The sequence below is a fragment of the Leisingera sp. ANG-Vp genome, from assembly GCF_000813725.1.
In the GTDB taxonomy this organism is placed as follows: domain Bacteria; phylum Pseudomonadota; class Alphaproteobacteria; order Rhodobacterales; family Rhodobacteraceae; genus Leisingera.
This window is the reverse complement of sequence record NZ_JWLD01000013.1, coordinates 22,844-43,203: the sequence shown is the minus strand read 5'-3', so window position 1 is coordinate 43,203 and position 20,360 is coordinate 22,844. Positions and strand designations below refer to the sequence as shown.

Genomic DNA, 20,360 nt, shown 5'->3' with positions numbered 1-20,360 from the left:
TTGACGTGCGGTTTATTACGCTCAAACTTTTCCTTTGCCATTCCTTAGGCGCCCTTTTGAAATGAGGGGTCGTGCTTTGACCCGGTTTCCTCTGCGCGGGCGGATTATTTGGTTTGGGCGGAAAAATCAACCCGTTCCTGCTTGACAGAAGCGGAATTCGCGTGCCTCAGCCGTCCGTGCTGTCCGGTGCCGGCCTATCTGCGGCCTCCCCGGCCAGGCGCGGGGCAAACCACCCCGATTCCTTATGCTGCTCTGCCATCCATTCCTCGACCTTGTCGGCAATGTTGATGGCCAGGCCCTGGATCTGCTCTTCCTTCGTGCGGGCATGGCCGGAGCCCAGCAAAGCGCTTTCGCCGGTTGTGCTTTCGAAGATCTCCATCTGGTGCTTCTTGGCGAGGAATCTCTCTTCCGCAACGTCATAGACAAAGACGTTCACCACAACCGCGCTCTTCGGGGAAAACAGCACCGGCACGCCGGGCGGGGCCAGCATGAACCCTTCGAGCGTTACTGCCACGTCATATTCCTGCGCACCGTCGTAGCGGCGCAAACGGGCGTTCAGCGCGTTTTCGATCGGCGCCGTCCATTCGCTGTGTTCAGCGTCGCGCGACAGCGGCCATTGCAGTGCTTTTTCCGTGTAAACATGAGTGACCCGCGCATGGAAGGCGCCCAGATCCTCAGGAGCCTCGTTCAGGCTGGTTTCGCCGCAAGCGGCGAGCATGGCCAGCCCGGACAGCAGAGAAAGAATGCGGATCATCAACGGTCCCCCACGGAAATTCAGACCTGCTCAGATAGCCGGGCAACGCCCAGCCGGTAAAGGCCCGCAAACAGCAACCCCCGCGCAGGTGGCGCGGGGGGCACAGGCAGGCAGCAGAAACCTGCCGCCTTACTTGAATTTGTAGTTGCGCGGGAAGCCGTGCGGCGGCCGCTTGCCGACGCCTGCGCGTTTGCCCAGCCACTGTGTGAGGTCGGCTTCATGGCGGGTCTTGCCGCCGCCCATTTCCCACTTGAGACCATCGTCCCAGTTGAAGGTGGTGATGTCGCTGAGGCCGCCGTCCAGTTCCAGCGATCCCTGTTTGCCGCGGGCCATGTTGTACTTCTGCAGCCGCACGCCCTTGCCGCGGGTGAGCTCGGGCATCTCCTCGACCGAGAACACCAGGAACTTGCCGTTTTCCGACACAATGGCCACGTGGTCGCCTTCGACCGGAATGCAGATCTTGGCGCGGTCTTCGTCCTTGACGTTCAGAACCTGCTTGCCGGAGCGGGTCTGGGCGACGATCTCCTTCTCGGCGCAGATGAAGCCGTTGCCTGCATCGGATGCCACAAGCAGCTTGCCTTCGGGGTTGTGGATGATCAGATCAATGATCTCCGCCTCGTTGGGGAGGTCGACCATCAGGCGGACGGGTTCCCCCATGCCGCGGCCGCCGGGGAGATTCGCCGCCGACAGCGTGTAAAAACGGCCGTTGGAGCCAAACACCAGCAGCCGGTCTGTGGTTTCGGCATGGAAGATGAAACGCGGGCCGTCGCCGTCCTTGAACTTCAGTTCGCGGTTCAGATCGATATGGCCGGTCATGGCGCGGATCCAGCCCATCTGCGAACAGACAACCGTGATCGGCTCCTTGTCGATCATCGCTTCCAGCGGCACCTCTTCCACTTCGCCGGCCTCGGCAAAGCGGGTGCGGCGGGCGCCGCCTTCGTAGGTCTTGCCAAACTGCTTCTTGGTCTCTTTCAGCTGCTCGGTGATGCGGTTCCACTGCAGCTCTTCCGACCCCAGCAGCTCGACCAGGCCGGCGCGTTCCTCGCGCAGCGCGTCGCGCTCGCGGGTCAGTTCGATCTCTTCCAGCTTGCGCAAACTGCGCAGGCGCATGTTGAGGATGGCTTCGGCCTGGACCTCGGTCAGCTCGCCAACGCCTTGTGCCGGGGTGATATACTCGGCCTCGGTGAAGGCACGCGGGTGGTCCTTGCTCCAGTCCTCGCGGATCAGCGCGACCTTGGGGTCCTCGTCATAGCGAATGATGTCGATCACCCGGTCGAGGTTCAGGAAGGCGATTATGAAGCCTTCCAGCACTTCCAGCCGGTGGTCGATCTTTTCCATCCGGTGGCGCGAGCGGCGCTGCAGCACGTCGCGGCGGTGGTCGAGGAAGGCGCGCAGCACCTCTTTCATCGAGCAGACCTTGGGCGTGACGCCGTCGATCAGCACGTTCATATTCAGGCTGAAGCGGATTTCCAGGTCCGAGTTGCGGAACATCATGTTCATCAGAACCTCGGGGTCCACGTTCTTGGACTTGGGTTCCAGGATGATGCGGATGTCGTCGGCCGATTCGTCGCGCACATCGGCGAGGATCGGCACCTTCTTGGTCTGGATCAGCTCGGCGATCTTTTCGATCAGCTTGGATTTCTGGACCTGATAGGGGATCTCGGTGACCACGATCTGCCATTGGCCGCGGCCCAGATCCTCGACCTCATGGGTGCAGCGCAGACGGAAGGAACCGCGTCCGGTGCTGTAGGCCTTGGCGATGTTTTCCTTGGGCTCGACAATGATGCCGCCGGTCGGGAAATCGGGGCCCGGCACGTAGTTCAGCAGCGTGTCATCGCGGGCATCCGGCGTGCGGATCAGGTGGATGCAGGCGTCGATCAGCTCGGCGATGTTGTGCGGCGGAATGTTGGTGGCCATGCCCACCGCGATGCCGGCCGCTCCGTTGGCCAGAATGTTCGGGAAGGTCGCGGGCAGAACCGAGGGCTCCTGCAGGCGGCCGTCGTAGTTGTCGCGGAAATCAACTGCGTCCTCGTTCAGCCCTTCCAGCATCGCCTCTGCGATGAAGGTCATCCGCGCCTCAGTATAACGCGAGGCCGCCGGGTTATCGCCATCGATGTTGCCAAAGTTGCCCTGGCCGTCGACCAGCGGGTAGCGGACGTTGAAGTCCTGCGCCAAACGCGCCATCGCGTCATAGATCGCCGCGTCGCCATGGGGGTGGAAGTCGCCCATGGTGTCGCCGGAGATCTTGGCCGACTTCAGGAAGCCGCCCGAAGAACTGAGCCGCAGCCGGTTCATCGCATAGAGGATGCGCCGGTGCACCGGCTTAAGCCCGTCGCGGGCATCGGGCAGCGCCCGGTGCATGATGGTGCTGAGCGCATAGGTCAGATAGCGCTCGCCAATGGCGCGGCGCAGCGGTTCGCGGATTTCGCCCCCTTCAGGGGCGGACGGCATGTCGGGGTCTTCTACCAAGTCGGTCATGCATCGGTGATACTTCCGCCGCCGGAATTGGTAAAGCGGGGCTGCGCGAAATTCGCACGCCGCCCCCTGCCCGCCCGCTACGGGGAGAAGGCCGCCGACTCTCCCCTGTTTCCTGGCCGTTAACCCGCGCTAGATATACAGGGACCGGGCAGCTGCACCGGTCGTATTGCATTTTGGATCAATGTGTTTGCGCTGCGCTGCCTTTTGCAGGTCTTGGGGGGACCGGGTTATGTCGCGATTTGTTTTGGTATCTTTTGCCTTCCTCGGATGGGGATTCTATGAACTGAGCGGAGGGGCGGATTTTGAACCGCCCAAACGGCCGGAGCCGGTGGCGGAGGCCAAACCTGCCACGGCTCAGCCTGCGAGAATCACCGCGGCCTCGCTGACGGCTCAGCCGGTGCTGACCCGCCGGTCGCAGGTTCAGACGCCTGAGCGCCCGGCTGCGGATCCGGCCCTGCGCCAGCGCGTGGCAGCCGGCCATCTGGCCAGCGCTGCCGGCGTTCTTGCTTCGACGCAGACGGCCTTCTCCGGCGAACCGGCACCAGGGGGCTTGCAACTGGCGTCGCTGGATGGCGGCCTTGCAGCGATTACAGCAACGCCTGCTGCCGCTGTCGAAACTGCTGAAACCTTGCAACCCGAACCTGAGGTCATTCTGGACCGCCGCAGCATCCGCGCATCCCGGGTGAACATGCGCCAGGGGCCGGGCACAAATTACCCGGTGATCACCCGCCTTTTGGGCGGGGATGAGGTGATCGTGCTGGAAGACAGCGGTACCGGCTGGCTGCACCTGCGCGCACCGGACAAGGGGCATGTCGGCTGGATTGCCGCTTCCCTGGTCAGCAAGAAACGCCCATAACTGCACCGGAGACATCCGGGCAGAGGGCGTGAACATGAAGAAAACCATCCTGATCACAGGCTGCTCCTCCGGGATCGGCCTGGACGCGGCGCGCGGCATGCGGGAGCGGGGCTGGCGGGTGTTTGCCTCCTGCCGCCAGCAGCGCGACTGCGACCGGATGCGCGCCGAAGGCTTTGAAAGCCCGCGGATTGACTACACCGAGCCGGCCAGCATCAGCGCGGGCCTTGCCGAAGTGCTGGAAGCCACCGGCGGCACGCTGGACGCGCTGTTCAACAACGGCGCCCACGGGCTGCCCGGCGCGGTGGAGGACCTGCCGACCGAGGCCCTGCGGACGATTTTCGAGGCCAACTTCTTTGGCTGGCACGAGCTGACCCGGCAGGTGATTCCGGTGATGCGCAAGCAGGGGCACGGGCGGATCGTGCAGAATTCTTCGATCCTGGGCTTTGTCTCCTTCCCCTGGCGCGGCGCCTATGTGGCGACGAAGTACGCGCTGGAGGGCCTCACCGACACGCTGCGGGTCGAGCTGCAGGGGACCGGCATCCACATGGTGCTGATCGAGCCCGGGCCGGTAACCTCGAAAATCCGCGAGAAGTCGATTCCGCATTTCGAGCGCTTCATTGACTGGAAGTCTTCGCCGCTGCGCGATCTCTACGAAAAGCGCCTGCTGAAGCGGCTGTACGAAAGCAAAGGCCCGGACACATTCGAACTGCCCGCCTCAGCCGTCACCGCCAAGCTGGCGCATGCCTGCGAATCCCGCCGCCCGCACCCGCGCTACTATGTGACCACGCCCACCCATATTGCCGGCATCCTGCGCCGGATCCTCAGCACTAGGGCAATTGACCGCATCCTTGTGAAGCTGGGCTAGCCGATTCCCGGTCGCCAACCGCCGTCGCGCGGGGTAGAGGAAAGCAAGGGACTAAACGCGTGCGAGGGATAGGATGAGCGATCCGCTGTATTATCTGGGCTTGGCCGCCATGGGCGCCGTGGTATTGGCGCTGGTCATCGGCATCGGCGGCTTTGGCAAAGGCGGCGAGTTCAACCGCAAGAATGCCAACAAGATGATGCGCCTGCGCATCCTGTTTCAATTCATTGCGGTGGTTCTGCTGCTGGCCTACATCTACCTCCAAAGCCAGGGAGGGTAATCGGCGATGGTCGTTCTGAACAAGATTTACACGCGGACCGGCGATAAGGGCGAGACCGCCCTGGGCAATGGCGACCGCGTGGCCAAGCATTCGGCCCGGGTGAACACCTATGGCACCTCGGATGAGCTGAACGCCTTTGTCGGTGTGGCACGCCTTGAGGCCGAGGGCGAGATGGACGCAGCCCTCAGCCGTATCCAGAATGACCTGTTCGATCTGGGTGCCGACCTCTGCCGGCCCGAGATGGAAAAAGACGCCGAGGCCGAATATCCGCCGCTGCGCATCGCGGTGGCGCAGGTCGAGCGGCTGGAAGCCGAGATCGACGTGATGAACAAGGACCTGGAGGCGCTGCGCAGCTTCATCCTGCCGGGCGGCTCAAAGCTGGCCGCGCATCTGCATGTCTGCCGCACCGTTGCCCGGCGTGCCGAGCGTATGGCAACCGAGCTGAGCACTGCTGAGGACGTGAACCAGGCGGCGGTGAAATACCTGAACCGGCTGTCGGATTGGTTCTTTGTTGCGGCGCGCGTGGCCAACAACGGCGGCAAGGACGATGTCCTTTGGGTGCCCGGCGCCAACCGCTGACACCCCGGCCGCTTTGCCAGGCGCCTGATTCGCCCAGCCAGCCCTGAAATCCCCTGAAAACGCCTGCCCCGGTGCGCCTTTGCCGCCGGGGTTTGCGGCATGGCCCGGAACAATTTTCCGTCAGGAAACATTCTTGCAAAATTGATGCCTCAAATGCGCAAACGCGACGTCGGCGTGCGCTAACGTGACGATTTTGCCCTGTTACGGCGCCACACCAGCCGGTATCAACGCTGCGAGAGCATAAAGGGGAGTCGCCGGTGGCGGCTTGCCGTTTGTTAAGGAGAGAACGCAAAATGAAGGTACTTGTGCCTGTCAAGCGCGTGATTGACTACAACGTGAAGGTCCGCGTCAAAGCGGACGGCAGCGGTGTCGATCTCGCCAACGTGAAAATGTCGATGAACCCCTTCGACGAAATCGCTGTCGAAGAAGCCATCCGCCTGAAAGAAGCCGGCAAGGCGGATGAGGTGGTTGCGGTTTCGATCGGCGTGAAGCAGGCCCAGGAAACTCTGCGCACCGCCCTGGCGATGGGCGCGGACCGCGCGATCCTGGTGGTTGCTGCCGACGACGTGCACACCGACATCGAGCCGCTGGCCGTTGCGAAAATCCTGGCCAAAGTGGTCGAGGAAGAGCAGCCCGGCGTCGTGCTCTGCGGCAAGCAGGCGATCGACAACGACATGAACGCCACCGGCCAGATGCTGTCGGCGCTGCTGGGCTGGTCCCAGGGCACCTTTGCCTCCGAGCTGGACATCGAAGGCGACACCGCGAAAGTCACCCGCGAGGTTGACGGCGGCCTGCAGACCATCTCCGTGAAGATGCCCGCCATCATCACCGTGGACCTGCGCCTGAACGAGCCGCGCTATGCGTCGCTGCCGAACATCATGAAGGCGAAGAAAAAGCCGCTGGACGAGAAAACCGCCGCCGACTACGGCGTCGACGTCACGCCGCGCCTGGAAATCGTCAAGACCGAAGAGCCGCCGGCACGCGCCGCAGGCATCGTGGTCGGTTCCGTCGACGAGCTGGTTGAGAAACTCAAAGAAGCGGGGGCTGTGTAATGGCTGTTCTTCTCCTTGCTGAAGTGACCGACGGCGCCCTGGCGCTGGACGCAACCGCAAAAGCCGTGGCCGCAGCCTCCAAGCTGGGCGACGTGACCGTTCTGGCCGCTGGCGCATCTGCTGCTGCCGCCGGTGCCGAAGCCGCGAAAATCGCTGGCGTTGCCAAGGTTCTGGTTGCCGAGGACGCTTCCCTGGGCCACCGCCTGGCAGAGCCGACCGCAGCGCTGATCGCAGGCCTGGCGTCCGACTACGAGCACATCGTGGCACCCGCCACCACCGACGCCAAGAACGTTCTGCCGCGCGTTGCCGCGCTGCTGGACGTGATGGTGATCTCGGACGTTTCCGGCGTTGTCGACGGCGCGACCTTCGAGCGCCCGATCTATGCCGGCAACGCGATCCAGACCGTGAAGTCGAACGACGCCAAGAAAGTCGTCTCGATCCGCACCGCGTCCTTCGACGCAGCCGGCGAAGGCGGTTCCGCATCCGTGGAAACCATCTCTGCAGCCGGCAACCCGGGCCTGTCCGAGTGGGTCGAAGACAAGGTTGCCGCCTCCGACCGCCCCGAGCTGACCTCGGCCGGCATCGTTGTCTCCGGCGGCCGCGGCGTTGGCTCCGAGGAAGACTTCAAACTGATCGAGACCCTGGCCGACAAGCTGGGCGCCGCAGTTGGCGCATCCCGCGCCGCGGTCGACTCGGGCTACGCCCCGAACGACTGGCAGGTTGGCCAGACCGGCAAGGTTGTTGCCCCGGACCTCTATGTTGCCATCGGCATCTCCGGCGCGATCCAGCACCTGGCGGGCATGAAGGACTCCAAGGTCATCGTGGCGATCAACAAGGACGAAGAAGCACCGATCTTCCAGGTCGCAGACTTCGGCCTGGTTGCAGACCTCTTCGAAGCTGTGCCGGCTCTGACCGAAAAGCTGGGCTAACCCCCGGCTCAACAGCTGATCAAAGCGAAGGCCCGCCATTTGGCGGGCCTTTTGCTGTTGAGGGAGCTTGGCAGGCGGAAGCTATTTCTCCTGCACCAGCGGTGCCAGATGGCCGGCAAGCGCTTCAGCAATCCTCATATGCTCTTTGGGGCCGATCATGTGGCGCGCCGCCGGCAGCTCCATCTGGCCGAAGATCATGCCTGCAATATCCTGTGCCGCGGCAGCGGATTCGGCGCGGAACTCGAGGATGCCCTGCACCTTGGGCCTCAAGGCTTCGGCCATGGCCCGGTCAACCAGAACCGGCTCTTCCGGGAAACCGGTCTCGCCGCCCAGCTCATAGCGCAGCCATAGCAGCAGCACCCGGCCATCCAGCTGTTCGATCAGGAGGCTCATCCTCTCCACCCAGCTGCGCTGCAGCTGCTCGCGCACCTGTTCGAACCGCTGGCCGGAAATGTCACGCAGGGTGCACAGCAAGTGCTTGTTGAAATGGAATTCGGTGAAGTCGACCTCGGGATAGAGGGTTTTCAGCGCCGGATGCGCCTGCAGGAAACGATCATTGCGGCGCGGATGCACCCGGTAATAGGGGTTCGAAATGTTCTGCGCCCCGAGCATCTGCAGCACCGTGACTTCCGCGGCGCGGGCGATCCCGGTCAGGGTTTCATCCTGCACGAAGCTGTCCAGCCCGGCATTCACGCTGCCAAGGTTGATGCAATCCATTCCAAGCTGGGTCTCCAGGGAGTCGACAAAGGGAAATTCAACGAATCGCCCGTAAACTTCGGTTCCACCGAGAAAGGCAATATAGGGGTCCCCCAGGATCCTCTCCGGACCCCTCACCAGCAGCCTGGACTCGCCATATCTGCATGGTTCCCCCGAAAGCGCCCCCGCGCTTTTGAGTTCATAGCTCATTTCACCACCAATTTTTCACCCGAGACTCACTCTGACCGGCAACCATTGCAATTTCCCTAAAGTGAAAATTTGCCTCAAATCCGCTGCAGCTGCCCTTGTGCCTGCCCTTTCGCCGCCAGTAAGGTTGCCGCAGATATTTCAGGAGCCTGAGGCATGGAAATTCAGAAGGTTGGTGTGATCGGCGCCGGGCAGATGGGCAACGGCATTGCCCATGTGATGGCGCTGGCCGGGTACGAGGTCGTGCTGAATGACGTGAGCCAGCAGGCGCTGGATGGCGCGCTGAGCGTCATTCACAAGAACATGGCCCGCCAGGTGAGCAAGGGAAAGGTCTCCGAAGCGGACATGAAGGCGGCCCTGGCCCGAATCGTGCCGTCTCTGAAGCTGGCAGATGTGGGCACGACCGACCTTGTGATCGAAGCGGCGACGGAGCGGGAAACCGTGAAACAGGCCATCTTCGAGGACCTGCAGCCGCATCTGATGCCGCATACGATTCTGACATCCAACACCTCGTCAATCTCGATCACCCGGCTGGCCAGCCGCACCGACCGGCCTGAGCGCTTCATGGGCTTCCACTTCATGAACCCCGTGCCGGTGATGCAGCTGGTTGAGCTGATCCGCGGCATTGCTACCGACGAGCCCACCTTCACCGCCTGCCAGGAGGTAGTCGCGCGGCTGGGCAAGACATCGGCCAGCGCCGAGGACTTCCCGGCCTTCATCGTCAACCGGATCCTGATGCCGATGATCAACGAAGCGGTCTATACGCTGTATGAAGGCGTGGGCTCGGTGAAGTCGATCGACGAGTCGATGAAGCTGGGCGCCAATCATCCGATGGGGCCGCTGGAACTGGCGGATTTCATTGGCCTGGATACATGCCTCGCGATCATGAACGTGCTGCACGACGGGCTGGCCGACACCAAGTACCGGCCCTGCCCGCTGCTGACCAAATATGTCGAGGCCGGATGGCTGGGCCGCAAAACCCAGCGCGGGTTTTACGACTACCGCGGCGAGGAGCCGGTGCCGACACGGTGACGGCCAGACCCGTGCAAAACAAAAAAGCGCCCTGCGGGGCGCTTCTTTTGTTTCCAGCGGGATGACGCCGAGGTCAGCCCTTTTTGCCGAGGCTGAGCGTGTGTTCGCGCAGCCAGGCCATGAAGCCGCGCGGGTCGCTTTGCAGCTGCTCCATCTGCTCATCGGTGAGCGGCTTGCCGACAACGGGGGCCTGCGGTTTGTTGCAGGAGCGGACGATCTCATGCAGCAGAAGGCCCTGGCGCAGGATCGGCGAGACCTGGCAGGCGATCTGATACCAGCGGGAGTTGTTGCCGGGGAAGAAGATCGGCACCACCCGCGCACCGGAGCGGCGGATCAGCTGAGCGGTGAAGACATTCCATTCGCGCTCCACTGCCGGGCCGAACCAGCTGTCGGACGACATCACAACGCCGGAGGGGAACAGCGCCACCGCGCCGCCCTCCTTGAGGAACGCCATCGTCTTGGCCCGCATATCGACCATCTTGCGCTGCGCTTCGGGGTCATGCGGGAAGGGCACCGGGATCATGAAGGAGGTCGCCGCCTCGTCCAGGCCGGTCAGCACCGAGCGGGTCAGGATGCGGTAGTCCAGACGACGGCGGCCGATCAGATCGGCAAAGATCATGCCGTCGACCATACCGTGCGGGTGGTTGGCGACAATCACCACCGGCCCGTCCTTGGGGATGTTGTTGATCTGCTCTTCCGGGGTCTGCAGGTCGATGCCCATCACGTTGAGCGCGCCGCGCCAGAACTTCTGGCCGCGGTATTCGGCATTCTGCTTTTCGAACCGGCTGACCATGCGCAGGATAGTCAGTTTGCCTGTGAGCCATTCGATGGTCTTGATGGCCAGAGATGTCCAGCGGTCGTCAAAGGAATTGGCATAGGTCAGCGTGCGGCGGTCATAGACCTCCCCCGTCTGCCCAGCACTCTCCGGCGCAGCGCCGGTGTTCCTGTCGTGTGCGGTATCCGCCAATGTGCCTTTTCCCGTTCCGCTGCCGGCTGGGCCTAGTAGCCCTCGCCGAACTTGTCGGCCACCAGGGACTCAAGCGCATGCGCCAGCGCATCTGCATCAGGTCCCGAAGTTTCGACGTCAATAGTCGTTCCTTTCGAGGCTGCCAACATCAAAAGACCCATAATGCTGTCGCCGGAGGCCGACAGCCCGTCCTTTGTGACCTCTGCCGTGGCGTCAAACCCTTCGACCACCTCCACCAGCTTGGCCGAGGCGCGGGCATGCAGCCCCTTTTCATTGATGATTTTCAGCGTCTTCAGAGCCATTTAATGTGCCTGCTCCCCGTCAGGGTTTACGTTTTGCGCGTTGATGTATTTGCGCCCGGCCTCCATAGCCTGCCGGACCGCATCGGCAACCGGCAAGTGGCGGGATTTCGCCAGTTTGATCAGCATCGGCAGATTGGCTCCGTAGAGGATGCGGCGGTCCGCCGGTGCGCAGGCCTTGAGACTGAGGTTTGATGGAGAGCCGCCGAACAGGTCCGTCACCACCACCACGCCGCCGCCGGTGTCGACGGTATTGGCAGCCGCACAGATTTCATCCTGCTTGCCGCCCCGGTCATCCTCCGGGCCGATAGCAATGGACATGAGATTGGGCTGCGGACCCACAACGTGTTCCACCGCGGCAAGGTACTCCCTTGCCAGCCCGCCATGCGCTACGATCACAATCCCGATCAACCCGGCCTCTCACTTCATTTGCTGGCCTTGCAGCTCGCGGTGTCTAATTGACACTTGCAGGCCGTCTTCCGCAAGGGCCTTGGCCAGGGTTTCCGCCATTGTGACAGATCTGTGCTGCCCCCCTGTGCAGCCGAAGCCGATGGAAAAATGCGATTTCCCCTCTTCCCGGTAGGCCGGCAGCAGCAGGCGGGTCAGGTCCAGGATCCGGGTAAAGAAGGGCGCAAACCGGGCATCGCCCCGAACGTAGTCCTGCACGGCGGGGTCCTGGCCATTCAGCTGGCGCAGCTCCGGCTGCCAGTAAGGATTGGCCAGAAAGCGGCAATCGAACACCATGTCGATGCCATGCGGCATGCCGCGTTTGTATGAGAAGCTTTGCACCGACAGCGCCAGCGCCCGGCCTTCGGGGGCGAACCAGCGCTCGATCTCGGCCTTCAGCTGGTGGACGTTCATGGCGGAAGTATCCAGCAGGATGTCCGCGCGGTCGCGGATCGGCGCCATCAGGTCCAGCTCGCGGCGCACGCCCTCGCCTGGGGATTCCGCCGGGGCCAGCGGATGGCGGCGGCGGGTTTCCGAATAGCGGCGCAGCAGCACGTCCGGCTGGGAATCAAGGTACAGCACGGTCAGCTCAACCTCGCGGCGGCCGGACAGCATGTCGATCACATCCAGCAGAGCCCGCGGCGAGAAATCGCGGTTGCGGCTGTCCAGGCCCAGCGCCATCGGCCGGGGTGCGGCGGCGGCGTCGATCAGCCCGGGCAGCAGCCGCAGCGGCAGGTTGTCGATGGCCTCAAAGCCAAGATCCTCAAGCACGTTGATCGCGGTAGTCCGCCCAGCCCCGGAAGGGCCGGTCACCAGAACGGCAGGGACCGCCTGTGTTTCGGCATCAGGCATCGGGATCAAGGGCTCCGCATCTGAGGTATTGAATAAGGGCCGGAGCAAAATGCGCGCCGTCCACCCGTTTCAGCCGCGGCACGTCCAGGCCCAGCAGCCGGGTAGTCTGCCGTTCCGGCAGGCGTTCGGTCTCGGCCTCATCCAGGTCAACCAGAACCGCCACTGGCACCGGGCTGCGGATCTGCGCATGCAGCAGCCCCATATAGCGTGCTTCGACAAGCCCGCGGATCGGCTCCGGTGCGCTGGCAACCGCCTCGCCGTCCCAAAGCTGCAGCAGCACCCGGTCGTCGGCAACCAGCTGGGCGCCATAAGCCATCAGTTGCAGCGCCAGGGCCGATTTGCCCTGCCCCGAAGTGCCGGTGATCAACAGCCCCTTCCCCTCCAGCGCGACGCAGGAGGCATGCAGGATGAGGCTTTGAGTTTCAGACATGGGCTATACACCGGGTTTAGACGGGCAAGCCTACCACAAATCGCGCGCCCAGAGGCTCAGAAGTTACATCGGCCTCGGTAGGACGGATGTTTTCGGCCCAGATCACGCCGCCATGCGCCTCGACAATCTGCTTGGAAATCGCGAGGCCAAGGCCGGAGTTATTGCCGAAATGCTCCACCGGGCGCTGCGAATAGAACCGTTTGAAGATCTTGGACAGCGCCTGATCGGGAATGCCCGGTCCGGTATCCTCGACCACAATCAGCACCCGGTTGGCGCGGCGCCGCGCCCAGACGCGGATCGCGTCGCCCTCCTCGCAAAATGAAATCGCATTGGTGATCAGGTTGACAAAGACCTGCGCCAGACGCGCCTCCAGACCCTGCAGCAGGATCGGCTGGGCGGGCAGATCGGTGATGTAGTCGACGCCCTTGGCGCGGGCGTCTTCGCCAAGATACTGGTTCAGATTGCCTAGCATGGTCAGCAGGTCGAATTCCTCTTCCTCCTCCTTGACCAGCTCGGCATCCAGCCGCGAGGCGTTGGAAATGTCGCTCACCAGCCGGTCGAGGCGGCGGACGTCATGTTCGATCACATCCATCAGCTTTTCGCGCTGATCATCGCGGCGCACCATGCGCAGGGTGCCGACGGCCGATTGCAGGCTGGCCAGCGGGTTCTTGATCTCATGCGCGACGTCAGCTGCAAATTGCTCGTTGCTGTCGATCCGGGTGTAAAGCGCTTTGACCATGCCGCGCAGGGCCCGGCTCAGGCGGCCGATCTCATCCGGACGGGCAGAGAGGTCAGGAATACGGATCCTGCCGGGATTGGATTTGCGGCTGCCCCGCTCACGGCCAAGTTCGGCGGCTTCGGCCAGATCCGCCAGCGGATTGGCAATGGTCGAGGCCAGCACCAGGCTCAAACCAACCGAGACCAGCAGCGCCACGATGAACATCTGCAGCACCCGCTCCTGCTCGCCGCGCACCAGCGCGTCCACCTCGCCAGTGGGCGACGTCAAGGCAATCACGCCAACCGCCCTGCCGTTGTGCATGATCGGCGTCGCCGCGGAAATCACCCGGCTGCCGCTGGTATCGACTACGGTTTCAACCCCGGTGCCGCCGCTCATCGCGCGGTCGACCAGCCCAGCCAGGCGCTGCTCCAAAGCCGGCGCTGATGCAGTGTTTGAAGCGGCCGGTTTGCCGCCATCTGCAAACCCCCATATGGCAGCCAGGGCATCGCTGATCAGGGTGCGGTTTCCGCCGCTGTCATTCAAGGTGTTCAGGGCATCGCTGCTGCCGGCCCCTTTGATGCTTGAGATCAGATTGCCGGTGGTATCGAACACAAAGGCTTCGACGCCGCTGCGCAGGCTGAGACGGGCCAGGGTATCCTCCACCTGAATGCCGTCACCTGCAGCAAAACTTACGGCACCTGCCGACGGCAGCTCCGCTTCAAAGACATTGGCAGTCAGCATTGCTTCGGATACGAGGGTGCCCGCCCGCTGCTTGACCAGGCTCTGGCGCGAGGAATTCAGATACAGAATCCCGGCAACCAGGATGATCAGCGCGATCAGGTTAAAGGTAATGATTTTGCGTGTCAGCGGCGAACCCTTGAGCGACAGAAGCCCCCGGCGTGCGCGCTTGACCTGCATTTCCTGCGTGACGGATTGCTCGGGGGTGACCCAGTCTTCCCCCAGAACAACATCGCCGTCCTGCTGGCGTTGCGTTATGCTGGTATCGCGCATGCGCGCCTTCTCCTTCGGCCCCGGTGGCATAACGCCCCGCTCAATCGTGCCGCTTATTCTTCGTTATAACGGTAACCGATTCCATAAAGGGTTTCGATTGCCGCAAAATCCGAATCCGCGCTGCGCATCTTCTTGCGCAGGCGCTTGATGTGGCTGTCGATGGTGCGGTCGTCGACATAAACCTGGTCGTCATAGGCCACATCCATCAGCTGGTCGCGGCTTTTGACAAAGCCGGGGCGCTGCGCCAGCGCCTGCAGCAGCAGGAATTCGGTCACGGTCAAGGACACGTCCTTGCCCTTCCAACTGACGGCGTGGCGCAGCGGGTCCATCCGCAGGTTGCCGCGCTCCATCACCTTGGTCTCGGGGCTGCTGCCGCCGGCCGCGTCGCTGCTGATCGCCTCCTGGCGGCGCAGAAGCGCCCGGATCCGCTCAACCAGAAGGCGCTGCGAGAACGGCTTCTTCACATAGTCGTCTGCGCCCATGCGCAGGCCCAGCACCTCATCTATCTCATCATCCTTGGAGGTGAGGAAGATCACCGGCATCTGGGTTTTCTGGCGCAGCCGCTGCAACAGGTCCATGCCATCCATGCGCGGCATCTTGATGTCCAGAACGGCCATGTCCGGCAGTTTCTTGTTGAACGCGTCCAGTGCTGCCTGGCCGTCGTTATAGGTCTCAACCTCAAAGCCTTCGGCCTCAAGCGTCATGGAGACGGATGTCAGGATGTTCCTGTCATCGTCAACCAAAGCAATCTTTGACATCGGAATTGCCCCTAATCTGCTCTGCTCAGTTTTGTTTTTACCACTTTCATCGCCCTAATGGTGCGCCGAATCAATCCCATTTGAAGAATCGCGGCCATCTTTGGGCGCAATTGGGGCAAAAATACCTTAGCGTCTGCTGAACAAGCAGGCGGCTGCGGCAGTTAAATCAACTGTTAAATCAATGGTTGCGCTAAACATCGCCTTGATGGCGCTAACTAGGGGACGCCGGCCTGTTCACCGCCCGAAACGCCGTGTTAAGACCCCGCCACCGGCAGCAATGCCGTTTTCTATTGCCCCACTGGCGCAGCCGCGCAGCCTGCGTGCCGCCGCGCCGCCACAGGAGAAAAAACGCATGACATCTGGACGGGTTAACCCGCAATTCCGCCTCGAAGATCAGGGCATCGAGGGTCTGGGAAATGTCTACTACAACTTCATGGAGCCGGCGCTGATCGAAGCCGCGCTGAAGCGCGGCGAAGGCACGCTGGGCAATGGCGGCGCTTTCCTCGTGACCACCGGCAAATTCACCGGCCGTTCGCCCAAGGACAAACATGTCGTAAAATCCGACAGCGTCCGCGACACCATCTGGTGGGACAACAACGCAGCGATGAGCCCGGAAGGCTTTGATGCGCTCTACAACGACATGCTGGAGCACATGAAGGGCAAAGACTACTTCGTCCAGGACCTGGTGGGCGGTGCCGACCCGGCGCATGCGATCAACGTCCGGATGGTCACCGAGCTGGCTTGGCACAACCTGTTCATCCGCACCATGCTGCGCCGCCCTGACCGCGAAGATCTAGACGATTTCACCGCGGACTTTACCGTCATCAACTGCCCCAGCTTCCAGGCGGATCCGCAGAAGCACAACTGCCGTTCGGAAACCATCATCGCGATGAACTTCGACCGCAAGATGATCCTGATCGGCGGCACCGAATATGCGGGCGAGAACAAGAAATCGGTATTCACCCTGCTGAACTACCTGCTGCCGGAAAAAGGCATCATGCCGATGCACTGCTCCGCCAACCACGCCAAAGGCAACCCGGTCGACACCGCCGTGTTCTTCGGCCTGTCGGGCACCGGCAAAACCACCCTGTCCGCCGACCCGGACCGGGTGCTGATCGGCGACGATGAGCATGGCTGGGCCGACAACGGCACCTTCAACTTCGAAGGCGGCTGCTACGCCAAGACCATCAACCTGAACGCCGAGGCAGAGCCGGAAATCTACGCCACCACTTCCAAGTTCGGCACCGTGATCGAAAACATGGTGTTCGACGAGGACACCAAAGAGCTGGATTTCAACGACGACAGCCTGACCGCCAACATGCGCTGCGCCTACCCGCTGCATTACATCTCCAATGCATCGGAAAGCGCCCGCGGCGGCCACCCGAAGAACATCATCATGCTGACCTGTGATGCCTTCGGCGTGCTGCCTCCGATCTCGCGGCTGACCCCGGCGCAGGCGATGTACCACTTCCTGTCGGGCTTCACCTCCAAAGTGGCCGGCACCGAGCGCGGCGTGACCGAGCCGGAGCCGACCTTCTCCACCTGCTTCGGCGCCCCCTTCATGCCACGCCGCCCCGAAGTCTACGGCAACCTGCTGCGCGAGAAGATCGCCCAGCACGGCGCAACCTGCTGGCTGGTCAACACCGGCTGGACCGGCGGCGCTTATGGCGTTGGCTCCCGGATGCCGATCAAGGCAACCCGCGCGCTGCTGACCGCCGCGCTGGACGGCTCGCTGGCCGAGGCGGAATTCCGCAAGGACGGCAACTTCGGCTTTGACGTGCCCGTCACCGTGCCGGGCGTGCCGGAAGTGCTGCTGGATCCGCGCCGCACCTGGGATGATCAGGAAGCCTATGACCGTCAGGCGGCCAAGCTGGTTCAGATGTTCTCGGACAACTTCGAACAGTACCTGCCGTTCATCGACGAGGATGTGAAAGCAGCTGCCATCGGCTGATTCCCTTCCTTAGCGAAGCCTTAAGAAAACCCCGGTTCCGGCCGGGGTTTTTCTTTTGCATGCCGCATCTGCGGGCACTCAATGCCGCAAATGACCGATATACGTTAATTTAACGGCACAAACCCACCCTATTCAGGAATCAACAACTCAGATCACATGTTTTTTGCGCAGCCTCCAAGCTGGGAAAGGGCCACATGGACACGCAAGCTTTGACGGTATTCAACAGCATCTTCAGCTCTGGCAGCGCCTTTGTGTACCGATGCGCCAACGACGAGAATTTCACCATGGAGTTTATGGCGGGCCAGGTGGAGAAACTCTGCGGCTGTGCCAAGGCCGATATCCTTGGCAACGCCAAAGTGTCTTACGTCGGGCTCACCCACAAAGACGACATCGACCGGGTGTTTGCAGATGTGGACGCCGCCATCGAAGCCAGGGAAAACTGGGACGTTGCCTACCGTCTCAGCCGCCCGGACGGCACTGACGCCTGGGTGCGCGAGCGCGGCAATGCGGTTTATGACGACAGCGGCGAAATGGTCTATCTGGAAGGACTGGTGGTGGATGCCTCGGCTGAGGTGGCCTTGCGCAAGGAACTGCAGGAGACCTTGAGCCGCACTGAGGATGCCAATGCCGAGATCATCGACCTGGCGGAGAACATCCTGCGGTCGGTGCAGAAACTATCGATCCTGGCAATCAACGCAGGCATCGAGGCTGCACGCGCGGGCAAGGCGGGCCTCGGCTTTGCCTACCTCGCCCGCGAGATCAAAGCGCTGGCGGACGAGAACAATCAATGGGCCAGCCGCATCACCGACACCATGGCCGAACGCAAACGCGATGAGGCGCGGGAGGCTGCCGAAGCCCGGCGTGCCGGTTAGCGCGAGACAGCCCCCGTCACCATGTCCCGCACCTTGAGCGCATAGCGGTCAGTCATGCCGGAAACAAAATCGGCCAGCGAGTGCATCGCGGTATAGGGGTCTTCCACCCCGCGCAGATCCAGATCGACAGCGCGGATCAGCTTGGCCCAATAGCCGTGCCGGGCTTGCAGCTCCTCTGCATCCCAGCCGCAATCATGCAGATCGGCGTAAAGACCATGGAAGTGATCCAGCACCGAATGCAGCACCTGCCGTCCGGTGATCTCCAGCTCGGTCTTGCGGCGGGCGACAAAGATCCGCTTCTCCGACAGCTCTTTCAGCCAGGCAAAGGCCTGTGCCTTGGAGGAGACCTCCATTAGCCCGTCGTTGAATTCGCCCATCATGATGGCGTCATAGTTTTCCATGAAAGCAGTGACGGCGGCCTCGATGGACTGGCCGATAGCAAAAGCGCGCAGCAGGCCAATGCGGTCGCGCATCGGCAGGCCGCGGTCCTCATTGGGCTTGCCGATGATGGCTTCCAGCGCCTCGGCGACCTCGGCGCGGTCGAGATCGCCCATGCTGGCGGCATCCTCGATATCCAGAATACGGTAGCAAATGTCATCGGCAGCCTCGACCAGGAAGGCCAGCGGATGGCGCCGGTACCAGCCGCCGGGCTCGGCCACCAGGCCCAGCGCCTCTGCGGTTTCCTCGAACAGCTTTGCATCCGACTGGAACACACCGAATTTCTTGAGGCCGACGTAGGGAGCTTTGCCTGCCCCTACGGCCTCGTCCCGCACCAGGCGGGTGCAGGGGTACTTCATGAAGGCGCCCAGCGTCGCATAGCTGAGACGCAGACCGCCCTCCTGCTGGGCAAACTCCAGCCGTCCGACGATGCGGAAGCCCTGGGCATTGCCCTCGAAGTGCTCAAACTCGGCCCGCAGATGCTGCGGCACCTCCGCGGCAACGCCGTTGCCTGCGCGGAACTGCGCCGCAAACCAGTCGCCGATGCTGTCTTCGCCGGAATGGCCAAAGGGCGGGTTGCCGATGTCATGCACCAGGCAGGCAGCCTCGGTGTGGCCGGCCAGGCGCGAGATCTGCTCAGGCTCCAGACTGCCGCGCGCCACCAGCGCTGCGCCCACGCCCGCCCCCAGCGAGCGGCCGACGCTGGCGGTTTCCATGCTGTGGATCATCCGGTGATGCACGTGGTCATGGTCATGCAGCGGATGCACCTGGGTCTTCTGCGCCAGGCGGCGAAACGGTTCGGAAAACAGGATCCGGTCGTAATCCTGCAGATAGGCGGGGCGGCCCGGGTGCTCAGGGTACTCCGGACGGCACAGTCTTCCTGCATTCAGCAGCTTGTTCCAATCCATCGCCATATGCCCGCTCCTTATGCCTGTTTGACAGCGCTTAAACGGGAGGCGCGCCGGAAATGCAAACGCTTCAGCGCGGCTTGATCCCGGCCGGCTCCAGCTTGTGCTCCGGCTCCACGTGAATCACCACCTGCGCTTCGGGCAAGGCATCCCGCAGGGCAATCTCGATCAGGTCGCAAATGCCATGCGAGGCCCGCACCGTCATGGCGCCGTCCACCACCATGTGAAACTCGATGAACAGCGCCTGCCCCGCCCGGCGCGTCTTCAGATCATGCACCTGCAGCGCGCCTGAGCCCATGCGGTGAATGATCTCCTCGATCTTTCTGCGTTCCGCTTCCGGCGCTGCGGTGTCCATCAGCCCGTTCACCGAGGAGGCTATCACCAGCCAGCCCTCGCGCAGGATATTGACCGCCACCAAAAGCGCCAGCAGCGGGTCAAGCACCGTCCAGCCGCTGGCCAGCGCCAGAACCAGGCCTGCCAGCACCCCGGCGGAGGTCCAGACATCGCTCATCAGATGCCGCCCGCCTGCCGACAAGGCCGGCGACTTAAGCCGTCCGCCTGCGGCCAGCAGCACCCGCGCCCAGGCAAGATTCAGCACCATGGCCAGCGCGTTGACCAGCAGGCCCGCCGTGCCCCAATCCGCCACGGCGGCACGGCCAAAGGCATTCACCGCCTCATGCAGGATCACCACTGCGGCGATCACAATCATGATGCCTTCGGCCACGGCCGAGAAATACTCCGCCTTGTGGTGGCCGTAGGGATGGCCGTCATCGGCCGGCCGCTGGGCATAGCGCACGGCAAACCAGGCAATCACAGCGCCGCCGATGTTCACGAAGGACTCAAGCGCATCCGACAGCAGCGCAACTGAGCCGGTCAGCATCCAGGCAGCAACTTTCAGCCCGGTCACCGCCAGCGCGATCAGGATCGACCCTGTCGCCAGTTGTGTTGCACTGAAGCGTTGAAACATGCTCTCTCCCCGCTTGT

At 62.7% G+C, this 20,360-nt stretch carries 21 protein-coding genes; 9 read left to right on the top strand and 12 right to left on the bottom strand.

Annotation, left to right across the window (positions count from 1 at the left end; translation table 11 throughout):
- Positions 1-166 precede the first annotated feature (166 nt).
- Both RA20_RS05665 and parC read right to left on the bottom strand, forming a co-directional pair.
- Entirely contained in the window at positions 167-754 is a 588-nt protein-coding gene (locus tag RA20_RS05665; protein WP_039125529.1) for a hypothetical protein, read from the bottom strand.
- A gap of 129 nt (positions 755-883) precedes the next feature.
- Positions 884-3,232: a DNA topoisomerase IV subunit A gene (parC, locus tag RA20_RS05660; RefSeq protein ID WP_039125527.1), complete on the bottom strand. Its 2,349-nt coding sequence runs from the start codon at positions 3,230-3,232 to the stop codon at positions 884-886.
- Between the two features lie 229 nt (positions 3,233-3,461).
- On the opposite strand from parC, the gene RA20_RS05655 reads away from it, so the two are divergent.
- The 6 genes from RA20_RS05655 to RA20_RS05630 all read left to right on the top strand — a co-directional run bounded on the left by RA20_RS05655 (position 3,462) and on the right by RA20_RS05630 (position 7,790).
- Positions 3,462-4,088, top strand: coding sequence for an SH3 domain-containing protein (locus RA20_RS05655; protein ID WP_039125525.1), 627 nt, complete (start codon positions 3,462-3,464; stop codon positions 4,086-4,088).
- 34 nt (positions 4,089-4,122) lie between these two features.
- On the top strand, positions 4,123-4,953 hold the full coding sequence (locus RA20_RS05650; RefSeq protein WP_039125523.1) for an SDR family NAD(P)-dependent oxidoreductase: 831 nt from the start codon (positions 4,123-4,125) through the stop codon (positions 4,951-4,953).
- 73 nt (positions 4,954-5,026) lie between these two features.
- Positions 5,027-5,230 carry a twin transmembrane helix small protein gene (locus RA20_RS05645; protein WP_039125522.1) on the top strand — a complete coding sequence of 68 codons (204 nt, stop codon included), beginning with the start codon at positions 5,027-5,029 and terminating at the stop codon, positions 5,228-5,230.
- Positions 5,231-5,236: 6 nt separating this feature from the next.
- Entirely contained in the window at positions 5,237-5,809 is a 573-nt protein-coding gene (locus RA20_RS05640) for a cob(I)yrinic acid a,c-diamide adenosyltransferase (RefSeq protein WP_039125520.1), read from the top strand.
- Between the two features lie 293 nt (positions 5,810-6,102).
- Positions 6,103-6,861 carry an electron transfer flavoprotein subunit beta/FixA family protein gene (locus RA20_RS05635; RefSeq protein WP_039125518.1) on the top strand — a complete coding sequence of 253 codons (759 nt, stop codon included), beginning with the start codon at positions 6,103-6,105 and terminating at the stop codon, positions 6,859-6,861.
- Complete coding sequence (locus tag RA20_RS05630; protein WP_039125516.1) at positions 6,861-7,790, top strand: electron transfer flavoprotein subunit alpha/FixB family protein; 930 nt, start codon at positions 6,861-6,863, stop codon at positions 7,788-7,790. Before RA20_RS05635 ends, RA20_RS05630 begins: the two co-directional genes overlap by 1 nt.
- 81 nt (positions 7,791-7,871) lie before the next feature.
- Here the strand turns inward: RA20_RS05630 and RA20_RS05625 are convergent, their stop codons facing one another.
- Complete coding sequence (locus tag RA20_RS05625; RefSeq protein WP_039125514.1) at positions 7,872-8,696, bottom strand: DUF6473 family protein; 825 nt, start codon at positions 8,694-8,696, stop codon at positions 7,872-7,874.
- Between the two features lie 153 nt (positions 8,697-8,849).
- On the opposite strand from RA20_RS05625, the gene RA20_RS05620 reads away from it, so the two are divergent.
- The gene (locus RA20_RS05620) at positions 8,850-9,725 is read left to right on the top strand and encodes a 3-hydroxybutyryl-CoA dehydrogenase (RefSeq protein ID WP_039125512.1); all 876 of its coding nucleotides are present in this window, start codon (positions 8,850-8,852) and stop codon (positions 9,723-9,725) included.
- 73 nt (positions 9,726-9,798) lie between these two features.
- Here RA20_RS05620 and RA20_RS05615 read toward each other — a convergent pair whose 3' ends face one another.
- Genes RA20_RS05615 through RA20_RS05585 form a run of 7 tightly spaced genes read right to left on the bottom strand, consistent with a single transcriptional unit; the run spans position 9,799 to position 15,207 of the window.
- On the bottom strand, positions 9,799-10,692 hold the full coding sequence (locus tag RA20_RS05615) for a lysophospholipid acyltransferase family protein (protein ID WP_039125510.1): 894 nt from the start codon (positions 10,690-10,692) through the stop codon (positions 9,799-9,801).
- A 32-nt stretch (positions 10,693-10,724) separates the two neighbouring features.
- Positions 10,725-10,994: an HPr family phosphocarrier protein gene (locus RA20_RS05610; protein ID WP_039125508.1), complete on the bottom strand. Its 270-nt coding sequence runs from the start codon at positions 10,992-10,994 to the stop codon at positions 10,725-10,727.
- Positions 10,995-11,402, bottom strand: coding sequence for a PTS sugar transporter subunit IIA (locus tag RA20_RS05605; RefSeq protein WP_039125506.1), 408 nt, complete (start codon positions 11,400-11,402; stop codon positions 10,995-10,997).
- A gap of 9 nt (positions 11,403-11,411) precedes the next feature.
- Complete coding sequence (gene rapZ / locus RA20_RS05600; protein WP_039125503.1) at positions 11,412-12,290, bottom strand: RNase adapter RapZ; 879 nt, start codon at positions 12,288-12,290, stop codon at positions 11,412-11,414.
- A complete protein-coding gene (locus RA20_RS05595) occupies positions 12,283-12,720 on the bottom strand; it encodes an HPr kinase/phosphorylase (protein ID WP_039125501.1) in 438 nt (145 codons plus the stop codon). The genes rapZ and RA20_RS05595 overlap by 8 nt, the downstream gene beginning before the upstream one ends.
- 16 nt (positions 12,721-12,736) lie before the next feature.
- On the bottom strand, positions 12,737-14,449 hold the full coding sequence (locus tag RA20_RS05590) for a sensor histidine kinase (protein WP_039125499.1): 1,713 nt from the start codon (positions 14,447-14,449) through the stop codon (positions 12,737-12,739).
- Positions 14,450-14,502: 53 nt separating this feature from the next.
- Entirely contained in the window at positions 14,503-15,207 is a 705-nt protein-coding gene (locus RA20_RS05585) for a response regulator transcription factor (RefSeq protein ID WP_039125497.1), read from the bottom strand.
- Positions 15,208-15,559: 352 nt separating this feature from the next.
- Here RA20_RS05585 and RA20_RS05580 point away from each other — a divergent pair, with 352 nt between their 5' ends.
- The gene (locus RA20_RS05580) at positions 15,560-17,158 is read left to right on the top strand and encodes a phosphoenolpyruvate carboxykinase (RefSeq protein ID WP_039125495.1); all 1,599 of its coding nucleotides are present in this window, start codon (positions 15,560-15,562) and stop codon (positions 17,156-17,158) included.
- Positions 17,159-17,352: 194 nt separating this feature from the next.
- Positions 17,353-18,030 (top strand): methyl-accepting chemotaxis protein, encoded by a 678-nt coding sequence (locus tag RA20_RS05575; protein WP_052248848.1) that lies wholly within the window; start codon positions 17,353-17,355, stop codon positions 18,028-18,030.
- On the opposite strand, the gene dgt is transcribed toward RA20_RS05575, so the two are convergent.
- The gene (gene dgt, locus RA20_RS05570) at positions 18,027-19,382 is read right to left on the bottom strand and encodes a dGTP triphosphohydrolase (protein ID WP_241482215.1); all 1,356 of its coding nucleotides are present in this window, start codon (positions 19,380-19,382) and stop codon (positions 18,027-18,029) included. The two genes, RA20_RS05575 and dgt, sit on opposite strands and share 4 nt — an antisense overlap.
- 64 nt (positions 19,383-19,446) lie before the next feature.
- The gene (locus tag RA20_RS05565; protein WP_039125494.1) at positions 19,447-20,343 is read right to left on the bottom strand and encodes a cation diffusion facilitator family transporter; all 897 of its coding nucleotides are present in this window, start codon (positions 20,341-20,343) and stop codon (positions 19,447-19,449) included.
- Between the last annotated feature and the right edge of the window lie 17 nt (positions 20,344-20,360).

What these genes read in the sequence shown, in the direction of transcription:
- RA20_RS05575 (WP_052248848.1), top strand. Translation starts at nt 17,353, where the DNA reads ATGGACACGCAAGCTTTGACGGTATTCAACAGCATCTTCAGCTCTGGC.
- RA20_RS05610 (WP_039125508.1), bottom strand. Translation starts at nt 10,994, where the DNA reads ATGGCTCTGAAGACGCTGAAAATCATCAATGAAAAGGGGCTGCATGCC.
- parC (WP_039125527.1), bottom strand. Translation starts at nt 3,232, where the DNA reads ATGACCGACTTGGTAGAAGACCCCGACATGCCGTCCGCCCCTGAAGGG.
- RA20_RS05620 (WP_039125512.1), top strand. Translation starts at nt 8,850, where the DNA reads ATGGAAATTCAGAAGGTTGGTGTGATCGGCGCCGGGCAGATGGGCAAC.
- RA20_RS05650 (WP_039125523.1), top strand. Translation starts at nt 4,123, where the DNA reads ATGAAGAAAACCATCCTGATCACAGGCTGCTCCTCCGGGATCGGCCTG.
- rapZ (WP_039125503.1), bottom strand. Translation starts at nt 12,290, where the DNA reads ATGCCTGATGCCGAAACACAGGCGGTCCCTGCCGTTCTGGTGACCGGC.
- RA20_RS05635 (WP_039125518.1), top strand. Translation starts at nt 6,103, where the DNA reads ATGAAGGTACTTGTGCCTGTCAAGCGCGTGATTGACTACAACGTGAAG.
- RA20_RS05595 (WP_039125501.1), bottom strand. Translation starts at nt 12,720, where the DNA reads ATGTCTGAAACTCAAAGCCTCATCCTGCATGCCTCCTGCGTCGCGCTG.
- RA20_RS05640 (WP_039125520.1), top strand. Translation starts at nt 5,237, where the DNA reads ATGGTCGTTCTGAACAAGATTTACACGCGGACCGGCGATAAGGGCGAG.
- RA20_RS05590 (WP_039125499.1), bottom strand. Translation starts at nt 14,449, where the DNA reads ATGCGCGATACCAGCATAACGCAACGCCAGCAGGACGGCGATGTTGTT.
- RA20_RS05645 (WP_039125522.1), top strand. Translation starts at nt 5,027, where the DNA reads ATGAGCGATCCGCTGTATTATCTGGGCTTGGCCGCCATGGGCGCCGTG.
- RA20_RS05565 (WP_039125494.1), bottom strand. Translation starts at nt 20,343, where the DNA reads ATGTTTCAACGCTTCAGTGCAACACAACTGGCGACAGGGTCGATCCTG.
- RA20_RS05585 (WP_039125497.1), bottom strand. Translation starts at nt 15,207, where the DNA reads ATGTCAAAGATTGCTTTGGTTGACGATGACAGGAACATCCTGACATCC.
- RA20_RS05665 (WP_039125529.1), bottom strand. Translation starts at nt 754, where the DNA reads ATGATCCGCATTCTTTCTCTGCTGTCCGGGCTGGCCATGCTCGCCGCT.
- RA20_RS05630 (WP_039125516.1), top strand. Translation starts at nt 6,861, where the DNA reads ATGGCTGTTCTTCTCCTTGCTGAAGTGACCGACGGCGCCCTGGCGCTG.
- RA20_RS05580 (WP_039125495.1), top strand. Translation starts at nt 15,560, where the DNA reads ATGACATCTGGACGGGTTAACCCGCAATTCCGCCTCGAAGATCAGGGC.
- dgt (WP_241482215.1), bottom strand. Translation starts at nt 19,382, where the DNA reads ATGGCGATGGATTGGAACAAGCTGCTGAATGCAGGAAGACTGTGCCGT.
- RA20_RS05625 (WP_039125514.1), bottom strand. Translation starts at nt 8,696, where the DNA reads ATGAGCTATGAACTCAAAAGCGCGGGGGCGCTTTCGGGGGAACCATGC.
- RA20_RS05655 (WP_039125525.1), top strand. Translation starts at nt 3,462, where the DNA reads ATGTCGCGATTTGTTTTGGTATCTTTTGCCTTCCTCGGATGGGGATTC.